23 protein-coding genes, 1 rRNA gene and 1 pseudogene are annotated in these 17,053 nt (G+C 45.5%); 3 read left to right on the forward strand and 22 right to left on the reverse strand.

From position 1 onward, the window contains the following. The 3 genes from ABH897_RS25680 to ABH897_RS25690 form a co-directional block, all read right to left on the reverse strand. A 16S ribosomal RNA gene (locus ABH897_RS25680) occupies positions 1–81 on the reverse strand; the annotation flags it as partial. Positions 82–521: 440 nt separating this feature from the next. Continuing rightward, positions 522–752: a hypothetical protein gene (locus tag ABH897_RS25685; RefSeq protein ID WP_013312131.1), complete on the reverse strand. Its 231-nt coding sequence runs from the start codon at positions 750–752 to the stop codon at positions 522–524. Positions 753–946: 194 nt separating this feature from the next. After that, positions 947–1,561: a stage II sporulation protein M gene (locus ABH897_RS25690; protein WP_283653458.1), complete on the reverse strand. Its 615-nt coding sequence runs from the start codon at positions 1,559–1,561 to the stop codon at positions 947–949. A gap of 99 nt (positions 1,562–1,660) precedes the next feature. Between ABH897_RS25690 and pdaB the strand changes: the two genes are divergently transcribed. Further along, positions 1,661–2,440, forward strand: coding sequence for a polysaccharide deacetylase family sporulation protein PdaB (gene pdaB, locus ABH897_RS25695; protein ID WP_283653459.1), 780 nt, complete (start codon positions 1,661–1,663; stop codon positions 2,438–2,440). A gap of 106 nt (positions 2,441–2,546) precedes the next feature. Beyond that, positions 2,547–3,287, forward strand: a complete 741-nt coding sequence (gerD, locus tag ABH897_RS25700; protein WP_044647220.1) for a spore germination lipoprotein GerD — start codon at positions 2,547–2,549, stop codon at positions 3,285–3,287. A gap of 34 nt (positions 3,288–3,321) precedes the next feature. Here gerD and ABH897_RS25705 read toward each other — a convergent pair whose 3' ends face one another. From ABH897_RS25705 to ABH897_RS25720, 4 genes are all read right to left on the reverse strand, one after another. Continuing rightward, a complete protein-coding gene (locus ABH897_RS25705; protein ID WP_283653460.1) occupies positions 3,322–4,428 on the reverse strand; it encodes an Mrp/NBP35 family ATP-binding protein in 1,107 nt (368 codons plus the stop codon). A 60-nt stretch (positions 4,429–4,488) separates the two neighbouring features. Beyond that, positions 4,489–5,265 carry an N-acetylmuramoyl-L-alanine amidase CwlD gene (cwlD, locus tag ABH897_RS25710; RefSeq protein ID WP_283653461.1) on the reverse strand — a complete coding sequence of 259 codons (777 nt, stop codon included), beginning with the start codon at positions 5,263–5,265 and terminating at the stop codon, positions 4,489–4,491. 69 nt (positions 5,266–5,334) lie between these two features. Continuing rightward, entirely contained in the window at positions 5,335–6,504 is a 1,170-nt protein-coding gene (gene sat / locus ABH897_RS25715; protein ID WP_283653462.1) for a sulfate adenylyltransferase, read from the reverse strand. Between the two features lie 51 nt (positions 6,505–6,555). After that, entirely contained in the window at positions 6,556–7,248 is a 693-nt protein-coding gene (locus ABH897_RS25720) for a phosphoadenylyl-sulfate reductase (protein WP_044647216.1), read from the reverse strand. A 372-nt stretch (positions 7,249–7,620) separates the two neighbouring features. On the opposite strand from ABH897_RS25720, the pseudogene maeA reads away from it, so the two are divergent. Next, positions 7,621–8,409, forward strand: a pseudogene (maeA, locus tag ABH897_RS25725) (oxaloacetate-decarboxylating malate dehydrogenase); the annotation flags it as partial. A gap of 363 nt (positions 8,410–8,772) precedes the next feature. Here maeA and rpsI read toward each other — a convergent pair. From rpsI to rpmD, 15 genes are all read right to left on the reverse strand, one after another. Beyond that, the gene (gene rpsI / locus ABH897_RS25730) at positions 8,773–9,165 is read right to left on the reverse strand and encodes a 30S ribosomal protein S9 (protein ID WP_013312140.1); all 393 of its coding nucleotides are present in this window, start codon (positions 9,163–9,165) and stop codon (positions 8,773–8,775) included. A 20-nt stretch (positions 9,166–9,185) separates the two neighbouring features. After that, positions 9,186–9,623 carry a 50S ribosomal protein L13 gene (gene rplM / locus ABH897_RS25735; RefSeq protein WP_014278298.1) on the reverse strand — a complete coding sequence of 146 codons (438 nt, stop codon included), beginning with the start codon at positions 9,621–9,623 and terminating at the stop codon, positions 9,186–9,188. Positions 9,624–9,806: 183 nt separating this feature from the next. Further along, positions 9,807–10,592, reverse strand: coding sequence for a tRNA pseudouridine(38-40) synthase TruA (truA, locus tag ABH897_RS25740; RefSeq protein WP_025685927.1), 786 nt, complete (start codon positions 10,590–10,592; stop codon positions 9,807–9,809). A 150-nt stretch (positions 10,593–10,742) separates the two neighbouring features. After that, entirely contained in the window at positions 10,743–11,108 is a 366-nt protein-coding gene (gene rplQ, locus ABH897_RS25745) for a 50S ribosomal protein L17 (protein WP_013312143.1), read from the reverse strand. Between the two features lie 34 nt (positions 11,109–11,142). Continuing rightward, a complete protein-coding gene (locus tag ABH897_RS25750) occupies positions 11,143–12,087 on the reverse strand; it encodes a DNA-directed RNA polymerase subunit alpha (RefSeq protein WP_014278300.1) in 945 nt (314 codons plus the stop codon). A gap of 134 nt (positions 12,088–12,221) precedes the next feature. After that, entirely contained in the window at positions 12,222–12,617 is a 396-nt protein-coding gene (rpsK, locus tag ABH897_RS25755; RefSeq protein WP_013312144.1) for a 30S ribosomal protein S11, read from the reverse strand. A 19-nt stretch (positions 12,618–12,636) separates the two neighbouring features. After that, positions 12,637–13,005, reverse strand: coding sequence for a 30S ribosomal protein S13 (rpsM, locus tag ABH897_RS25760; protein WP_007432560.1), 369 nt, complete (start codon positions 13,003–13,005; stop codon positions 12,637–12,639). 21 nt (positions 13,006–13,026) lie between these two features. Continuing rightward, on the reverse strand, positions 13,027–13,140 hold the full coding sequence (rpmJ, locus tag ABH897_RS25765) for a 50S ribosomal protein L36 (RefSeq protein ID WP_003333770.1): 114 nt from the start codon (positions 13,138–13,140) through the stop codon (positions 13,027–13,029). Positions 13,141–13,258: 118 nt separating this feature from the next. Then, complete coding sequence (gene infA, locus ABH897_RS25770) at positions 13,259–13,474, reverse strand: translation initiation factor IF-1 (protein WP_006212898.1); 216 nt, start codon at positions 13,472–13,474, stop codon at positions 13,259–13,261. A gap of 2 nt (positions 13,475–13,476) precedes the next feature. Next, complete coding sequence (locus tag ABH897_RS25775) at positions 13,477–13,785, reverse strand: KOW domain-containing RNA-binding protein (protein WP_134912322.1); 309 nt, start codon at positions 13,783–13,785, stop codon at positions 13,477–13,479. Between the two features lie 9 nt (positions 13,786–13,794). After that, positions 13,795–14,334 carry a M24 family metallopeptidase gene (locus ABH897_RS25780; RefSeq protein ID WP_149096346.1) on the reverse strand — a complete coding sequence of 180 codons (540 nt, stop codon included), beginning with the start codon at positions 14,332–14,334 and terminating at the stop codon, positions 13,795–13,797. 5 nt (positions 14,335–14,339) lie between these two features. Further along, entirely contained in the window at positions 14,340–14,984 is a 645-nt protein-coding gene (locus ABH897_RS25785; RefSeq protein ID WP_134912318.1) for an adenylate kinase, read from the reverse strand. Between the two features lie 90 nt (positions 14,985–15,074). Continuing rightward, the gene (secY, locus tag ABH897_RS25790; protein WP_025685931.1) at positions 15,075–16,373 is read right to left on the reverse strand and encodes a preprotein translocase subunit SecY; all 1,299 of its coding nucleotides are present in this window, start codon (positions 16,371–16,373) and stop codon (positions 15,075–15,077) included. Further along, the gene (gene rplO, locus ABH897_RS25795) at positions 16,373–16,813 is read right to left on the reverse strand and encodes a 50S ribosomal protein L15 (RefSeq protein ID WP_013312149.1); all 441 of its coding nucleotides are present in this window, start codon (positions 16,811–16,813) and stop codon (positions 16,373–16,375) included. Before rplO ends, secY begins: the two co-directional genes overlap by 1 nt. A 43-nt stretch (positions 16,814–16,856) precedes the next feature. Next, a complete protein-coding gene (rpmD, locus tag ABH897_RS25800; protein ID WP_014278305.1) occupies positions 16,857–17,042 on the reverse strand; it encodes a 50S ribosomal protein L30 in 186 nt (61 codons plus the stop codon). Positions 17,043–17,053: the final 11 nt, after the last annotated feature.

Genomic DNA, 17,053 nt, shown 5'->3' on the forward strand with positions numbered 1-17,053 from the left:
TCTAAAACAACCCCGCTCGACTTGCATGTATTAGGCACGCCGCCAGCGTTCGTCCTGAGCCAGGATCAAACTCTCCATTAAAGACCAACCGAAGTCGGTTTATAGAAAGAGCGATGTGCTCATTTTGAAACTGACGAGATAAAATATCTCATTGTTCGCTTCCATTTTATACAGCCTGACGGCATGTACCAAAATCTCAACGTTGGATTTTGCAAGCAAAATCCGTACTCACTCGTTGTTCAGTTTTCAAAGATCAAACCTTCTTGTTCTCTTGCTTTCGTTCTTACTTTGTTTCATCACCGCGTCTCAGTGGCGACCTTTATAATATATCATTACTTTTTGAGATTTGCAAGAGTTTTTTTAAATTTCTTTTTTTCGAGCAAATTCCTCAAAAAGGAACGAAAATTAATTTACCATGAATCCTAAATAGAGTCAATACTTATTTTGATATCAGAAAGTATAAACTTCTTAAGAGTTAACTTCCTGATATCTCTGGATTTATAAGTTGGCTCTTATATCTTTTATTGTTTGGTTTGCGGGACGCGCCCTCTACGGGCATATTTGGATAGTTCCTTGGCGGGTGCAAAGCGGGCGTACATGCGGAAAACTGTTTTATACCGAAGCGCTATCGCATAACGAATATCCTGATCCAATCGGGTATCGCTCATATCAAGCAGCATTTCATCAAGTTCCTTACGAAGAACATAATCCAGTTCCTTGCATTCTTTTTCGTTAAACAGCATTCCCAGCATATGACCATACTCCCTTATCAGCTTATTATATAGTGCTTATATTTGCCCAACTATTGTTCCAGTCTTTACCTGTTTTTAAACTCAACTGCTAAGGTTTCAAACTTATTCGGATTTAATTCCATGTTTTCTCTTTGGGCTCTCCCCTTTGTTATGTTCAATTTTCAGGAAAAATATAAATAACCGACCATAATATTTTAATGTGACATTAAACGATATGTTATTCCACTCTCAATTGCAGCTGCAATAAGCAGCAGAACAACGGACCATATAGACACCCTCAACGTCTGTTTCATAAAGAGCTCCCACGTTTGGGCAAGCCCTTTTCGTTTCAAACCTATGCCTGCACTGATCGAGGACATTACTTGCCCCCCAAACTTCAAACCGAAAGCACAGGCGATAATTAAAACAGGTAATTCAATCACACCATGCGGAAGCAGTCCTTTTACAATAACCTCATACAAGCTTCTGCCCATATCCGTCTGTAAGTGTACGACAAACCCCAAAACCATCCCATTCATAATCAAAAATACAATCGGTACGATTCCAAATAAAGACCCGATAAATATAACCAGCACACACTTGATCGCATTATTGAAAAAGATGAACACAAAAAAGCTCCATTGAGGATGTTCAGACTGTTGTAAACGCTGAGCCACTTCCCCCAACCCTGCCATTTGTTGAGCCAATATGGATTGAATAGCGCCTGTACTTAACCAACCCACCAGAATACTTATGCAAAACAGAAATGCGGAAACTAAAATCAACCGTCTTGTAGTGTGTAAATCGTGAAGAAATGCTTTTAATCCCATCAGATCAATCCCTCCTGTTAGTCCAATGGCATAATTGACAACCCCAGGCATAGCTTTAAGTAAACAAGCACTTCTATGATGAAAGGGGCGTTATTAACCATGAATTCTTTTTTCTATGTACTGAACGGCAAAAAAATTAAACGGTTCTTTATCGTAGCAGCGGCGGCCATTTTCGCTATTGGGGTTATTTATGTTGAAACCGATAATGTTACCGTTTTTTCCGAGGAAGCACCAGCGGCCATTTATAGTGTACCCACAGACAAAAAGCTGATCGCTCTTACCTTTGACATTAGTTGGGGAGATAAGCGTACTGAACCCATCCTAAAGGTTCTCAAGGACAAAAAAGTGACCAAGTCCACCTTCTTTCTTTCTTCCCCATGGAGTAAAACGCATCCGGAGCTTGTGAATCGGATTAAAGACAGCGGATATGAGATCGGCAGCCATGGACATAAACATGAAAATTACAGCAGTCTAAGTGATGAGGACATTCGTAAGCAGATTTCAACAGCCCACACCACGTTGACTGAGCTGACCGGGCAGCCGCCGAAGTTGATCCGTATGCCTAATGGTGATTTCGACAAAAGGGTTCTTCAGGTCGCCAGCACTTTAGGCTACAAAACAATCCAGTGGGACACGGATTCTTTAGATTGGAAAAACCCAGGTACTCAGGTCATTATTGACCGTGTTGTGAAGAAAGCACATCCCGGCGACATTGTTCTTCTGCATGCCAGTGATTCCTGTAAACAAACTCATGAAGCGCTGCCCGTCATTATCGACAAATTGCGTGCGCAAGGTTATGAATTTGTAACTGTATCCGAACTGCTTCAACAGGGCACAGTAAAAGGCAAAGAGGTTCGTGATCAGGCCATGGGGCTTTAAGGAGTTATTTTACAACGTTCTCAACAAAAAACCAAAAGTCAGGCGACATATTTCACCTTATCCATTCGCATACTATCCACATTCATGATGAAGGAGGAATACGGCCATGAATTGGACTCGTTTGCGATTAGTCAGCATGATATGCGTACTGGGCGTTGCGCTGACCGGCTGTGGTTCGGACCAGAGCTCCGCACCTCCCCAGAACAGCTATAAAGAAATGAAAACGATGGTTGTCGATATTTTAAAAAGCGATGACGGGAAAAAAGCAGTGGAGGAGGCTTTGACGGGAGAAAGCAGCTCCTCCAAAGAAGGGCAATCCGGTCAAGGCAGCGAAAGCGGTGGATCTGGGGGAGGTTCCGGCGGCGGCAGTATGGGGATGAAAATGATTATGCCCACACAGTCAGCAGAACAGATGAAAATCGCAGTCAAGGATACCCTGGTTTCTCCGGAATACAAAAAGGAAATCGAAAAAATTATGACTGATCCGCGCTTTGCCGGTGAATTTGCCAAGGCCATCAACAGCCAAAGTAAGCAACTTCATATGCAACTTATTAAAGACCCTTCTTATCAAAAATCTATTGAAGCGATGCTCAAATCTCCAGAACTGACCAAAATGTATATGGATTTAACTAAAACCCCTGAATACCGCAAACAATCTATGACGGTTATGCACGATGCGATGCAGAATCCTATTTTCCGACTTGAGGTCATGAATTTACTCAAAACTGTCGTACAAGAAGAGCTTCAACCCAAGGTTGAGAAAAAAAGTGGTGGTCAAGACGGATCAAGCGGTGAAAAACAAGGTGGCGGTAGTGGTGATAGCAGCGGCGGACAAGGAGGTCAATAATAAAAAGGCTGGTTCAGCAACCAGCCTTTTTTTCTTATTCAGATTCGGCGTGTAGCGTCGTAATTTGAGTGGCGATATCGTTATAGATCGCTCCCGTTGCCGATTCGGATTTATATACAGATGGTGAGAAATCCGCCTCTGACGGATGGTTATCTGGAATACCCAGCGGAATTTGCGCCAGCAGCTTTGTATGAAGGGTGTCCGCCAGCATAGCCCCACCTCCACGGCCGAAAACATAGTCCTTCTCTCCGGTAGAGGATACATAATAGGACATGTTCTCCACAACGCCAATGACCTTATGATCCGTTTGGAGCGCCATTGCTCCTGCACGTGCGGCGACAAAGGCTGCCGTGGCATGAGGGGTAGTCACAATAATTTCTTCACTCTGAGGGATCATCTGGTGTACATCAAGCGCTACATCCCCGGTTCCCGGTGGTAAATCAAGAATCATATAATCCAGCTTGCCCCATTCCACATCGCTAAAAAACTGTCTGAGCATTCTTCCCAGCATGGGACCTCTCCAAATCACGGGGTTGTTCTCCCTGACAAAAAAGCCCATAGACATAATCTTGATGCCAAATCGCTCCACCGGCTGAATAATACCGTCTTCTACGGTAGGAACGTCCTCGACTCCGATCATATCCGGTACGCTAAATCCATAAATGTCAGCATCAATCAAACCCACACGTTTGCCCTGTCTAGCCAAAGCAGCCGCTAAATTTACAGCCACCGTCGATTTACCGACACCCCCTTTTCCGCTGGCAATCGCAATAAATCGTACGCCAGATGCCGGATTCAGCAGCTCATGTTCTTCCATACCAACAGCATGTCCCTTGGTCAAAACCGGGTCAGCCACTTCCTCCGCATTCTCTCCCGTGTGAATGGCGGATCTTTCATGCTCAGACGCTTCACGGATACGAATATGAATATGGTTCAGCCCCGCTCCTTCCAACGTCTGTCTGATTTCCCTCTCCAGCTCTACCCTCGCCCCTTCCTCTGGGTTCAGACTAATCGCGGTCAAGGATACACGATCCTCTTTAATAACAACATCCCGAATAAAATGAAGATCGACCAAACGATGACCCGTGTGAGGCTCTCGTACCTGTTGAAGTAGCTCTATAACTTGCTCTCTGGATTGCATGAATAATCAGCACCTCTGCTTCAATGAATTTACGTAGTTGTAAACACTTACAGTATACCACTATCTGACCTCAGGTGCTGACGATGACCTCTTTTCTCCAGCGCTATAACGCAACAATCCCTTGTATATTGCTGCCGCCACCTGTCTCTGATAGGTCTCGTCACTCAGTCGTCTGGCTTCCTCTGGATGGGATAAAAAGCCGACTTCTACGAGGGCTGATGGCATTTTGAGGGCCTTGAGCAAATATACCGTATTCACCGTCTTGGCCACTCTGTTTGTGTTCTCCAGGTTGCGTTTAATCTCCTCCTGAATGAGGGAGGCCAAATTTTCGTTATCCGCATGATTAGGGACGTAAAAGGTTTGGGCTCCACTCCAGCGGCTCGACGGGACGCTGTTCATGTGAATACTTAAAAAGAGATCCGCTTTATGTTCCTCAATCATGCGTACACGCTGCTTCAGGTCCTCCGTTTTTCTTCTCGCATAGCCCCTGGTTTCTTGCTGTGCCAGATCACGGTCAGCCTCCCGAGTCATGACGACAACGGCTCCTGCTTGTTGCAAATAATCTCGCAAAAAAAAGGCAATCGCCAGATTAATGTCCTTCTCAATGACACCTTCTTTGCTGACAGCCCCTCCATCGGGCCCTCCATGTCCTGCATCTATGGCAATTACTTTACCAGTAAGCGGAAGACTCCAATGGGTCCAGGCTCTCGAAGCAGGTATCTCATATAGAGCCAGCGTGATAAACAGAACGGCGAGACAGCAGCCCAGCAGTATTTTTTTCAGCGTCCGATAGCGAATCCACAGTGTAACCTCGTGTTTACGATTATTTTTTTGCATAACAAAACGCCTCCGTCCCTATACAGATACTAATGATCTATATGGGACGAGGCGTGTAAATAGTACAACTCAGGAATGAACAAATTCTTTCATACCTTCAATCAACACTTGGGCGACTTCCGGTCGTGTAAATTCAGGCGGCGGACAAACCCCCGAACGTAACAATTCCCGAACTTTGGTGCCTGAAAGCGTCAAATGATGTTCCTTGGGATGAGGGCATGTTTTGCTAGAGGCCATATTTCCACATCGGGTGCAATAAAAGCTGTGTTCGAAGAACAACGGGATGATCTCCAGTTCCTCAGGTGTGAAGTTTCTGAAAATGTCCTGTGCTTCGTATGTGCCGTAATAGTCTCCTACACCCGCATGGTCCCTTCCTACAATAAAATGGGTACAACCGTAGTTCTTCCGCACAATCGCATGAAAAATGGCCTCTCTCGGACCAGCATATCGCATGGCAGCAGGAAACACACCCAGAAAAGTACGGTCAGCCGGATAATAGTTGTCCAGCAGCACCAGATAGCTCTTCATCCGCACATCTGCTGGAACGTCATCTGACTTGGTTTCACCAACGAGCGGATTCAGAAATAACGCATCTACAATCTCCATCGCGCTTTTTTGGATATACTCATGCGCCCGGTGTACGGGATTACGCGTTTGGAATCCTACTACTGTTTTCCAGCCTTTTTCAGCAAAATGATTGCGCGTCTGCGCCGGTGTGTAATAAAACTCACCAAATTGCGCGGGTTCTGGCCGATTCAATACCTGTACAGATCCCCCTACATAAGTAGTTGGTCGCTCCAAAAGTTTATTGACACCAGGATGCGCCGGATCATTCGTCTTGAATACACGTCTGGCCTCCTCTGCCTGATCAACCTGATATATACTCTCAATATCAAGTACAGCATAAATGGTACCGTCCGTTTCGCCCACTAGAGCGACCTGTTGCCCTAATGTCAGTTCCCCGGCTATGCTCTCCGTAACCGCAAGCGTAATGGGGATACTCCAGACTGTGCCATCGGCAAGACGCATATCCGCTACCACTGACCGATAGTCGGCTTCGTTCATAAACCCTGTCAGCGGAGAAAATGCCCCCACTCCAATCAAATCCAGATCGGAAATAGTCCACGAATTTACACGGATAGGAAACAATTCACGGGCGGCCTGCAAAAGTGTTTTTTGCTCTGAACCTGTAATGATTCTATCTATAAGCGTTCCACCATGCGGGAGAATTGCAGTCATAATGCACTTCCTTTCTGTTCATAAATGCCATTCACAGCTAATTGTGTATCGTTATTGATGGAGTCCACACTCCGTTTTCTCATTACCTGACCAGCGTCCAGCACGAGGATCTTCGCCCGGAAGGACTTCACGCGTGCACTGCTCACAACCGACGCTGGGATAGTTACGATCATGTAGCGGATTATACAGCACTTCATGCGTATGAATATAGTTCCACACGTCCTCTGATGTCCAGCTTGCCAAAGGATTGAATTTAACGAGACCGAACTTTTCGTCATACTCAATCTTTTTTGCATTTGCACGGGTAGGAGCCTGATCTCGGCGAATGCCAGTAATCCATGCATCGTATTGCGATAAAATACGTGTTAGCGGCTCTACTTTACGTATACCACAGCATGTGTTGGGATCTGATTTCCAAAGCTCTTCTCCATGCTTAGCCGCTTGCTCTTCCGGAGTAATTAAGGGAGATACCCGCACAAAATCCATGTTGTATTTTTCCTTCATCTGATCACGCGTATCGTAAGTTTCTTGAAAATGAAAGTCAGTGTCCAAATAAAAAACATCACTGGAGGGACTAATTTTTTGCAGCATATCTACAAGCACTACATCCTCCGCCCCAAAGCTACAAGCAAAGGTTAGATTGGGGAATGTATGAACAGCATACTGGATAATTTCCTCGGGCGTAGCCTCTTCCAGCTCAATTGCCTTGACCTTAATCAATGCTTCTTTCTCCAATAAGTTCATTATTAATGCGCCTCCGTCTGAAGATTCATAAATAAGTGCCATATTCCAAAAGCCGACTAAACTAATAAGAATAAATAAAGTATAAAACTTTCATATTCATTGTCAATCCACAGTATGTGGGCCTGAGATAACCATTTTTAAGCCTGAAATTAGCAGGATCGTTGTTCTGTCAGCATTCTATAACCCTATCCTTCGTATCCGACCAGGTTCATTGACTTTATATAAAATATTCTTATACAGTTCATTTGGGAATGATCCTAAAGTTACTTGGCAACTAAAAGTAATTAGTCAAAGAAAGAAGGTTTGCTTGAATGGAAGCTTTTTACGTCAACGAAGACGGTTCGCTCGCTACTCCGCTCAAAGGAAAAGATTGGCCCCGGTGCTGCAGGGATTGGAAATGCCGACCAGATTCGAGATGCTATGATGAAGCAAGGACTATCTGAGAAAGAAAATAGCCAACGTTTTTGGCTTTATGATTACCGAGGGCTGTTAATCGAGGGGATGGAGAATATATTCGATTTTCAAAAGCCCTATCTACGTTCCGAAGACGAAGTACGTTCATGGGCACGGTCCGATGACGGTAAAATTACTCTGCTTGAGGTCATTCGTCAGATTAAGCCTACTATACTGATCGGCACCTCAGGTGTCCACGGGGCTTTCTCAGAGAAAATTATAAAAGAAATGGCTAACCACGTTGAACGGCCTATCATTATGCCTATGTCTAACCCTACAGCGCTCGCAGAGGCAATTCCAGAGGATCTGATCCGCTGGACACAAGGTAGGGCGCTTATCGCTACTGGAAGCCCCTTTGAGCCTGTCACCTATGAAGGGACGGTTTATGAGATTGGACAATCGAACAATGCATTTGTGTTCCCAGGATTGGGGCTTGGCGCGATTGCAGTACAGGCCAAGACGATCACTGGAAGTATGTTTACTGCCGCTGCAAATGCTGTAGCCGAGATGGTGGACAGCACTAAACCCGGAAGCGCCCTTCTCCCCAGTGTACACAAGCTGAAAGAGGTATCCTTTGCTGTAGCCTTAGCCGTGGCCAAAGCAGCTATACAGGACGGTACAGCCAGTGTCCAAACAGATCATATAGAACAGTCGCTTCGTGAACTCATGTGGAAACCGAACTATAGACGTGTAACTGCGCTAAGCTAAGACGATTATACGGAAGTATGTTAAGTATTCACTTCTTGTTGTATTTAGTCACAGGTTATGAACATAACGGGATAAACTGAGTTAAAAAAACAAATAAAATTATGCATAACGTAACTGCCTCTGATCACAACGTGGACAACTTCGAGTGTTCCTTGCAATCAAGGCGGTTATTTTGTACCCATACGGCTTTATAATTCACTCCTACACTTTACTATCTGGTTACATGAAGGGTTGAGGACGAATCAAACGTTCTAGTTAGGGCAGCTATAGCACTTATCCACATGTGGATATTTTCAAAAAATATTTATAACAGCAAAAAAAGAACCCTTTCCATAAGGAAAAGGTTCTTCTGTATTCGAAATATTAACGTTTCGAGAACTGTGGAGCACGACGAGCGGCTTTGAGGCCATATTTTTTACGTTCTTTCATACGTGGGTCACGAGTCAGGAAGCCTGCTTTTTTCAAAGCTGGACGGAATTCCGGATCTGCTTTCAGCAGAGCACGGGAAATGCCGTGGCGGATTGCGCCCGCTTGACCAGAGATACCACCACCATGAGCGATAACAAGTACGTCATAGCTACCCACTGTTTCAGTCAGGTTCAATGGTTGTTTTACGATCAGTTTGAGTGTTTCCAAACCGAAATATTCATTAATATCACGCTTGTTGATGACAATGCGTCCTTCACCCGGTACGAGACGAACACGAGCTACCGAATGTTTACGACGACCTGTCCCATAGTATTGTACTTGTGCCATGAAACTGTCCTCCCTTTTAATTATCCGCGAAGTTCGTAAACTTCAGGTTTTTGTGCTGCATGTGGATGCTCTGCGCCTTTGTAAGCTTTAAGTCTCAGCTTCATTTTCTCGCCTTGACGAGTTTTAGGAAGCATACCGTGAACAGCCAGTTCCAGCATACGCTCAGGTTTGTTCTTAACCATGTCTTGTGCAACCGTTACTTTCAGACCACCCGGATGCAGGGAGTGACGGTAGTATTTCTTCTTCTCCATTTTCTTACCAGTCAATACGATTTTCTCCGCATTGATTACAACAACAAAATCACCTGTGTCCACATGTGGTGTAAACTGTGGCTTGTGTTTGCCGCGAATCAACGCAGCCGCTTCGCTTGCCAGACGGCCGAGCGTTTTGCCTTCGGCATCAATGATGTGCCAGTTGCGCTCAACTTCATTTGGCTTCGCCATATACGTAGTACGCATGAAAAGTTTCCTCCTTAAGTTCGTTAACAGAAATCATCATTTATCTTCGTTCGTTAAGTTGCTGCATTATTGATGGATTAGATGTTGTTTGAAAGTGATCGTCTTAATTGGGGCTGTGGGAAAGCCATTAAGAAAACACAACTTTTATATTACAGGATAACCATCAATTCTGCAAGGGTAAAATCAATGTTTTTTGATGTTTTCGTCGTACTCCACATTCCAGAGGGTTAAAGCATGTCCAACAGCCGTAGGACCGGCCTTTGAGCGATTTTTAGCCTCCAAAATGGAAGGAATATCATCCGCCGATTTTTTGCCTTCTCCCACTTCCAGCAAAGTCCCCATAATGATCCGAACCATGTGCTGCAAAAAACCGCTGCCAGTAATATACGTATGAATAATTCCCTGATCATCCGAACCCGGACGTGAAAAGGAATGGTCTACCGTCATGTAGGCTTCGTAAATTGTACGGACATGGTTCGTTTTCTGGGAACGTCGGGATGCGAACGATGTATAGTCAAAAGTGCCGATCAAATGGGCCAGCCCTTCCTCCATCGCTCGTATATCCAAACTCGTCGGGTGATGTGCCTGTGTACGACGGTGAAAGATGTCCGGAAATCGGTTCGCATTAATGCTGTACCGATACGTCTTCCGCTTCGCCATACGGCGTGCATGAAAGGACAACGGCACCTCTTTCGCATCCGTAACGATGATATCACGAGGCAGCCAGGCATTGAGTGCCAGACACCAGCGCTGTATCGGGATCGGTGATTCAGTATGAAAATTGAATACCTGTCCATATGCATGTACACCTGCGTCTGTGCGGCCTGAGCCTGTGATTTTTAGACGTTCGCCCGTCAATGAGTAAATAGCATTTTCAAGATAGTCCTGAATGGTATTACCACTGGGCTGCGTCTGAAAGCCATCATAGCGGGTTCCGTCATAGTTCACCTTCATGCACAAGTTCCGCATGTCTCTCACACCTTTGCGGGGTATTCACTGGCCTTATAAGGAATAACCGTACATAACAAAGGAGAAGCCCCTCAAGGACTCCTCCAAGAGAAAAAAAGGGTTGTTCAGAATCAAGCTGATTCTGTCCACCCTTCCCTCATCTTCGCCTGTTTACGCGCGGTCAACCAGTTCCAGATATACCATTGGAGCGGCATCGCCACGACGAGGTCCCAATTTCAGGATACGAGTGTATCCACCTGGACGCTCGGTGTAACGTGTAGCCAATTCGCTAAACAGCTTTTGGATTGCATCCTGCTCACCATCCAAAGTTTCACGGCGAACGAACGCAGCCACTTGACGGCGTGCGTGCAGATCTCCTTTTTTCGCTTTGGTGATCAGTTTTTCAGCAATAGAACGAACTTCTTTCGCTTTAGCCTCAGTAGTTTGGATACGCTCGTACAAGAACAAATCGGTTACCAAATCACGAAACAAAGCTTTACGGGCACTGGAGTTACGGCCCAATTTTTGGTATGCCATGTAGTTTCCCCTCCTTCACAAAAACGTTGCTGTACTATTCTTCCGTACGAAGTCCTAAACCAAGTTCCTCGAGCTTCTCTTGTACTTCTTCCAAAGATTTGCGGCCCAGGTTGCGGACCTTCATCATATCTTCTTCAGATTTAGTAGTGAGTTCTTGTACCGTATTGATACCAGCGCGCTTAAGGCAGTTATAGGAACGGACGGAGAGATCCAGCTCTTCGATCGTCATTTCAAGAACTTTTTCTTTCTTGTCTTCTTCTTTTTCGACCATAATTTCCGCATCTTTTGCTTCGTCGGTTAGACCCACGAACAACATCACATGCTCGGTCAAAATTTTTGCTCCAAGGCTTACTGCTTCCTCAGGGCGGATACTTCCGTCAGTCCAAACCTCAAGTGTCAGCTTGTCATAATTCGTAACCTGGCCGACACGCGTATTTTCTATGCCATAGTTCACGCGTGAAATCGGAGTGTAGATGGAGTCGACGGGAATGACGCCGATCGGCTGGTCATCACGTTTATTCCGATCCTGCTTAACGTAACCGCGACCGCGATTGGCGAAAATACGCATGTGAAGTCTCGAACCCGGTCCGAGCGTAGCAATGTGAAGATCCGGATTAAGAATTTCCACATCACTGTCCGCACGGATATCTCCTGCCGTTACAACTCCTTCGCCTTCCGCATCGATTTCGAGTACCTTCTCTTCATCCGAGTGGATTTTAAGCGATAAAGCTTTCAGGTTCAGTATGATCTCCGTTACGTCTTCCTTCACACCGGGAACCGTTGCAAATTCGTGCAAAACTCCATCGATCTGAACCGATGTGACTGCTGCCCCCGGTAATGAGGATAACAGAATACGGCGAAGCGAGTTTCCCAGCGTCGTACCGTACCCGCGTTCCAGCGGTTCTACTACGAATTTTCCATAGGTGCCATCATCATTGACGTCTACCGTCTCAATTTTCGGCTTTTCGATTTCTATCACTGCAATATCCCTCCTTCAAAACGTCGCTCCTATATGAAACATTCACCTATCCATAGTCTATCATGCAGTATGCCTAAACATCCATTCTTGGCAGTTTGTGCCGGATTTATACTACACGCAGAGGAGAAATCTCATTAGACGCGACGACGTTTTGGAGGACGGCATCCGTTATGAGGTACCGGAGTTACGTCTTTAATCAGGTTAACTTCCAGTCCAGCTGCTTGCAAAGAGCGGATTGCTGCTTCGCGTCCTGCGCCTGGTCCTTTAACCATGACTTCGACAGTCTTCATGCCGTGTTCCATTGCAGCTTTAGCAGCTGTTTCTGCGGCCATTTGAGCTGCGAATGGAGTAGATTTACGGGAACCACGGAATCCCATGCCGCCTGAGCTGGCCCAAGAGATTGCGTTACCGTGTGGATCTGTGATCGTAACGATCGTGTTGTTGAACGTGGAACGGATGTGTGCCACGCCAGTCTCGATATTTTTACGGTCACGGCGTTTTGTACGTACAACTTTTTTCGGTTTAGCCATTGAATGTTATCCTCCCTTCTTATTTCTTTTTGTTCGCTACAGTCCGACGAGGACCTTTACGGGTACGAGCATTAGTTTTAGTACGTTGTCCGCGAACAGGCAATCCACGACGGTGACGAACACCACGGTAGCAGCCAATCTCAGTCAGACGTTTAATATTCAAGGAAATTTCACGACGCAGATCGCCTTCTACTTTAACTTCTTTGTCGATCGTTTCACGTAATTTGCTCACTTCATCTTCAGTCAAATCACGAACACGCGTGTTTGCACTGATGCCTGTTTCCTTCAAAATTTTCTGAGAAGTCGTTTTACCGATTCCGAAAATGTAAGTCAAGGCGATCTCAACGCGTTTGTCACGTGGCAAATCCACACCAGCTATACGAGCCATTTTACGCTACACCCCCTTCTATTAACCTTGTTTTTGTTTGTGTTTCGGATTTTCGCAAATAACCATTACATTCCCTTTACGGCGAATGACTTTGCATTTCTCGCAAATAGGTTTTACAGAAGGTCTTACCTTCATGTTGATTACCTCCTCCAAGCTTTACCCTGGTAAAACTCGCTTCGTGAACATTCACATCGTTTTGCCGAGCAAAACAAGTTTTTTTAAAATGACGTACGTTTAATTAAACCTGCATGAATTACTTGCGGTACGTAATACGGCCTTTAGTTAAATCGTAAGGCGATAACTGTACAACCACCTTGTCGCCTGTCAAAATACGGATAAAGTGCATCCGCAGTTTTCCGGAAACATGTGCAAGAATTTGATGACCGTTCTCCAGCTCTACCTTGAACGTAGCGTTCGGCAGTGGCTCGATTACCGTACCTTCAACCTCAATGACATCTTCTTTGGCCAAAGTCAGTCTCCTTTCTCTTCAGCTTGGTATTCGGACGACTCCAAGAAAGTTTTCACTGCATGACGCAGCTTTCCATTTGTCACCCGACCGCTTTCGTTTAAACTGTTTACAACCTCGCTACTAATCTTGGGCTGAGGCATCAGATGAAGAACGTTTTTCTTCTTCGACTGATCAAACTTTCGTTTGTCCCCATCCGCAATATATACAAACCTGCTGTCCGCTATAGAAACGACAACCGCAATCTGTCCGACATCTCTGCCTTTCAGAATCTTCACCAGCTGACCGATTTGCAGGTTTCCTTGCTGAATCATTCAAATCACCTACGCACTCAGTTTCGTGAAAATGTCCATGCCGTCCGTTGTGACCGCCACCGCTTGCTCGTTACGAGCACGAGAGGCCACGTTCACCGTTACGACCGTCCAGTTGTCTTCCAGCGCCCCCACATGGCGAGAACCTATATGAACCATGAGTTCAATAGCCAGCACCATGCCGGTTTTCAGCCTCGGCCCCTGCTCGGGAATACCACGGTTTGGATTCTCAATATATTGCCGAATGGCATGCGACATTGTAAACTGGCGAGTCTTCGCGATGATATCGCCTTTGTTTAACTTGCGTTTGCCGGGAAATCCGTGCACCAGTTGTTCGTTGACTGAAGCGCAAATGCTGGCAGGAAAACCGTTATAACCTTTAAAAGACGGCACAGCTCCTTGACTGCGAATATACCGATCAGCTAAATGATCAAGTTCACCGGTCGTCATACCGGGCTCGATGTGTTCCACCAAGAAATGATTCGTTTCCGTATCCACTCTCTCAGCTTTCCTCATAAAGCTTAATTCCGTCCCCGACTTGCAAATGATCATTACAGCTAACCCCGCAACAAGGACACGATATTTTTGGAAACCACATCAATATCCTGTTCTCCGTCAATATGACGCAGAAGATTCTGGTTCTCATAAAACGTGAGGAGTGGTGCTGTTTTATTACTATATTCGTCAAGTCGTGTTCTTACGCTATCCTCGTTATCGTCAGGGCGCTGATAGAGCTCCCCGCCATCTTTATCGCAAATGCCTTCAACCTTCGGAGGATTAAAGACAACATGATAGCTAGTTCCACAGATTTTGCAAACTCGCCGTCCTGTGATTCGTACCAACAATTTGTCACGATCCACTTTCAGGTTGATGACATCATCAAGCTTCGTATCCAAACGACCCAAAATTTGATCCAAGGCTTCAGCCTGAGCCAAAGTTCTTGGAAAACCGTCCAGCAAGAAACCTTTCTTACAGTCCGGCTGTTGCAGCCGCTCTTCAACGATGCCAATCGTTACATCATCCGGAACAAGTTCACCCTTGTCGATATATTCCTTGGCTTTAATGCCAATAGGTGTTCCCTGTTTCATCGCCAGGCGAAACGCGTCACCTGTCGAGATATGAGGAATGCCGAATTCCTTCACAATGACATCTGCTTGTGTACCTTTACCAGCCCCCGGAGGGCCCATGATTAAAATATTCACAATCTGTCACTCCTCAAGACGACCCCTACACAAGAAACAGCACAAAAGGTGCCGGTAAGTATGCGAACATCCTAAGCCGGAACCTGTTGCCTATTTGTTGATGAAGCCTTTGTAATGGCGTTTGATCAGTTGGCTTTCAATCTGCTTCATCGTATCCAATGCTACACCGATAATGATGAGCAATGAAGTACCGCCAATTTGCACGGAACGAGGCAAGCCCGAAAGCGAACCGAAGAATACCGGCAATACGGATATGACTGCCAGGAACAAAGCTCCTGTCATTGTCAAACGTGACATTACTCGTGTCAGGTATTTCTCCGTGGCTTTACCCGGGCGAATTCCCGGAATATAACCGCCGTTTTTCTTCATGTTGTCGGCCATTTGCTGCGGATTCATCTGTACAAAGGTATAGAAGAATGTGAAACCGATAATCATTACGACATACAAAACCATACCCAGCGGCTTGTCATAATACAAGTAAGTGGTAATCCACTTCGCCCAAGCATGATCTGCCCAAAAACTCGCAATAATTGTCGGGAATTGCAGCAATGATACCGCAAAGATTACCGGAATAACGCCTGCCGCATTAATTTTCATCGGAATATGCGTATTCTGGCCACCGTACATTTTGTTACCAACTACACGTTTGGCGTATTGTACCGGGATTTTCCGAATACCTTGCTGGATGTAGATAACACCCACAATAATCAGAATAATCACCAAGGCAATAATAATTGCCTTCAGAATATTCATAAACAGCTGATCTGCCTGAATAAACTGGGATTCTACAACCGTCCGAATATGTCTTGGAATACCTGCCGCGATCCCTGCAAAGATAACGATAGAGATACCGTTGCCGATTCCCTTTTCGGTAATTTGCTCACCTAGCCACATAAGGAACGTAGTTCCTGCTGTAAGCACAATAGCTATTACCAGATAATCTGCAAAAGTGGCTCCTGGAATCATCGCTGCACCATACAGTCGGTTAAAGCCGATCGACGTTCCGAATGCTTGAATCAAGCCCAGTATTACCGTACCATACCGTGTAAGTTGAGCCAACTTCTTTTTACCATGCTCTCCTTGTTTAGCCCATTCCGCAAGTTTCGGAATAACGTCCATTGACAGCAACTGTACAATGATGGACGCTGTAATATATGGCATAATCCCGAGGGCGAAGATCGAGAACTGATACAAAGCGCCCCCTGAGAAGGTGTTAAGGAGTCCAAACAACTCGCTTCCTGCCTGATCCTGAGAAGTAAAGACTTGCTTATTCACGCCGGGAACCGGCACGAAGGAGCCAATACGATATACAAACAGTATAAACAGGGTAAACAGGATTCGGGTTCTAAGATCCTCAACCCGCCATATATTTTTCAGGGTCTTGAACATTAGATCACCTCGGTTTTACCGCCGGCAGCTTCAATTTTCTCTACCGCAGATTGAGAGAACTTGTTCGCTTTAACTGTCAATTTCACAGTGATTTCACCGTTACCCAGAATTTTAATTCCGGATTTCGCGTTTTTCACAATGCCATTGTTCAGCAAAAACTCAGGGCTTACTTCTGTACCTGCTGCAAAACTGTTCAAATCTTCGATATTCAAAACCGCATACTCTTTACGAGTAGGATTTACGAAACCGCGTTTAGGCAAGCGACGATACAGTGGGTTTTGACCACCCTCGAAGCCCGGACGTACACCACCGCCGGAACGAGCGTTTTGACCCTTATGACCACGACCAGAAGTTTTACCCGTACCGCTACTAGGACCACGACCCAAACGTTTACGTTCTTTGCGGGAGCCTGGAGCTGGGGAAAGCTCATGTAACTTCATCGTTCGTTGCACCTCCTTGATTATTGTTAAAATGCTTTATTTCTTAAGCCTCGATTTCTTTAACAGAAACCAAATGGCTAACTTGATTAATCATCCCGCGAATCGCTGGATTGTCGGGTTGAATTACTTTATGGTTGATTTTACGCAAGCCGAGCGTTTTAACAGTCGTTCTTTGAGTACCAGGACGACCGATCAACGAACGAACGAGGGTAATTTCTAATTTCGCCATGACATTCCCTC

The sequence above is a fragment of the Paenibacillus sp. RC73 genome (assembly GCF_044908085.1).
Lineage (GTDB): Bacteria > Bacillota > Bacilli > Paenibacillales > Paenibacillaceae > Paenibacillus > Paenibacillus terrae_A.

What these genes read in the sequence shown, in the direction of transcription:
- ABH897_RS25685 (WP_013312131.1), bottom strand. Translation starts at nt 752, where the DNA reads ATGCTGGGAATGCTGTTTAACGAAAAAGAATGCAAGGAACTGGATTAT.
- ABH897_RS25690 (WP_283653458.1), bottom strand. Translation starts at nt 1,561, where the DNA reads ATGGGATTAAAAGCATTTCTTCACGATTTACACACTACAAGACGGTTG.
- pdaB (WP_283653459.1), top strand. Translation starts at nt 1,661, where the DNA reads ATGAATTCTTTTTTCTATGTACTGAACGGCAAAAAAATTAAACGGTTC.
- gerD (WP_044647220.1), top strand. Translation starts at nt 2,547, where the DNA reads ATGAATTGGACTCGTTTGCGATTAGTCAGCATGATATGCGTACTGGGC.
- ABH897_RS25705 (WP_283653460.1), bottom strand. Translation starts at nt 4,428, where the DNA reads ATGCAATCCAGAGAGCAAGTTATAGAGCTACTTCAACAGGTACGAGAG.
- cwlD (WP_283653461.1), bottom strand. Translation starts at nt 5,265, where the DNA reads ATGCAAAAAAATAATCGTAAACACGAGGTTACACTGTGGATTCGCTAT.
- sat (WP_283653462.1), bottom strand. Translation starts at nt 6,504, where the DNA reads ATGACTGCAATTCTCCCGCATGGTGGAACGCTTATAGATAGAATCATT.
- ABH897_RS25720 (WP_044647216.1), bottom strand. Translation starts at nt 7,248, where the DNA reads ATGAACTTATTGGAGAAAGAAGCATTGATTAAGGTCAAGGCAATTGAG.
- rpsI (WP_013312140.1), bottom strand. Translation starts at nt 9,165, where the DNA reads ATGGCACAAGTACAATACTATGGGACAGGTCGTCGTAAACATTCGGTA.
- rplM (WP_014278298.1), bottom strand. Translation starts at nt 9,623, where the DNA reads ATGCGTACTACGTATATGGCGAAGCCAAATGAAGTTGAGCGCAACTGG.
- truA (WP_025685927.1), bottom strand. Translation starts at nt 10,592, where the DNA reads ATGCGGAACTTGTGCATGAAGGTGAACTATGACGGAACCCGCTATGAT.
- rplQ (WP_013312143.1), bottom strand. Translation starts at nt 11,108, where the DNA reads ATGGCATACCAAAAATTGGGCCGTAACTCCAGTGCCCGTAAAGCTTTG.
- rpsK (WP_013312144.1), bottom strand. Translation starts at nt 12,617, where the DNA reads ATGGCTAAACCGAAAAAAGTTGTACGTACAAAACGCCGTGACCGTAAA.
- rpsM (WP_007432560.1), bottom strand. Translation starts at nt 13,005, where the DNA reads ATGGCTCGTATAGCTGGTGTGGATTTGCCACGTGACAAACGCGTTGAG.
- rpmJ (WP_003333770.1), bottom strand. Translation starts at nt 13,140, where the DNA reads ATGAAGGTAAGACCTTCTGTAAAACCTATTTGCGAGAAATGCAAAGTC.
- ABH897_RS25775 (WP_134912322.1), bottom strand. Translation starts at nt 13,785, where the DNA reads ATGATTCAGCAAGGAAACCTGCAAATCGGTCAGCTGGTGAAGATTCTG.
- ABH897_RS25780 (WP_149096346.1), bottom strand. Translation starts at nt 14,334, where the DNA reads ATGATCATTTGCAAGTCGGGGACGGAATTAAGCTTTATGAGGAAAGCT.
- secY (WP_025685931.1), bottom strand. Translation starts at nt 16,373, where the DNA reads ATGTTCAAGACCCTGAAAAATATATGGCGGGTTGAGGATCTTAGAACC.
- rplO (WP_013312149.1), bottom strand. Translation starts at nt 16,813, where the DNA reads ATGAAGTTACATGAGCTTTCCCCAGCTCCAGGCTCCCGCAAAGAACGT.
- rpmD (WP_014278305.1), bottom strand. Translation starts at nt 17,042, where the DNA reads ATGGCGAAATTAGAAATTACCCTCGTTCGTTCGTTGATCGGTCGTCCT.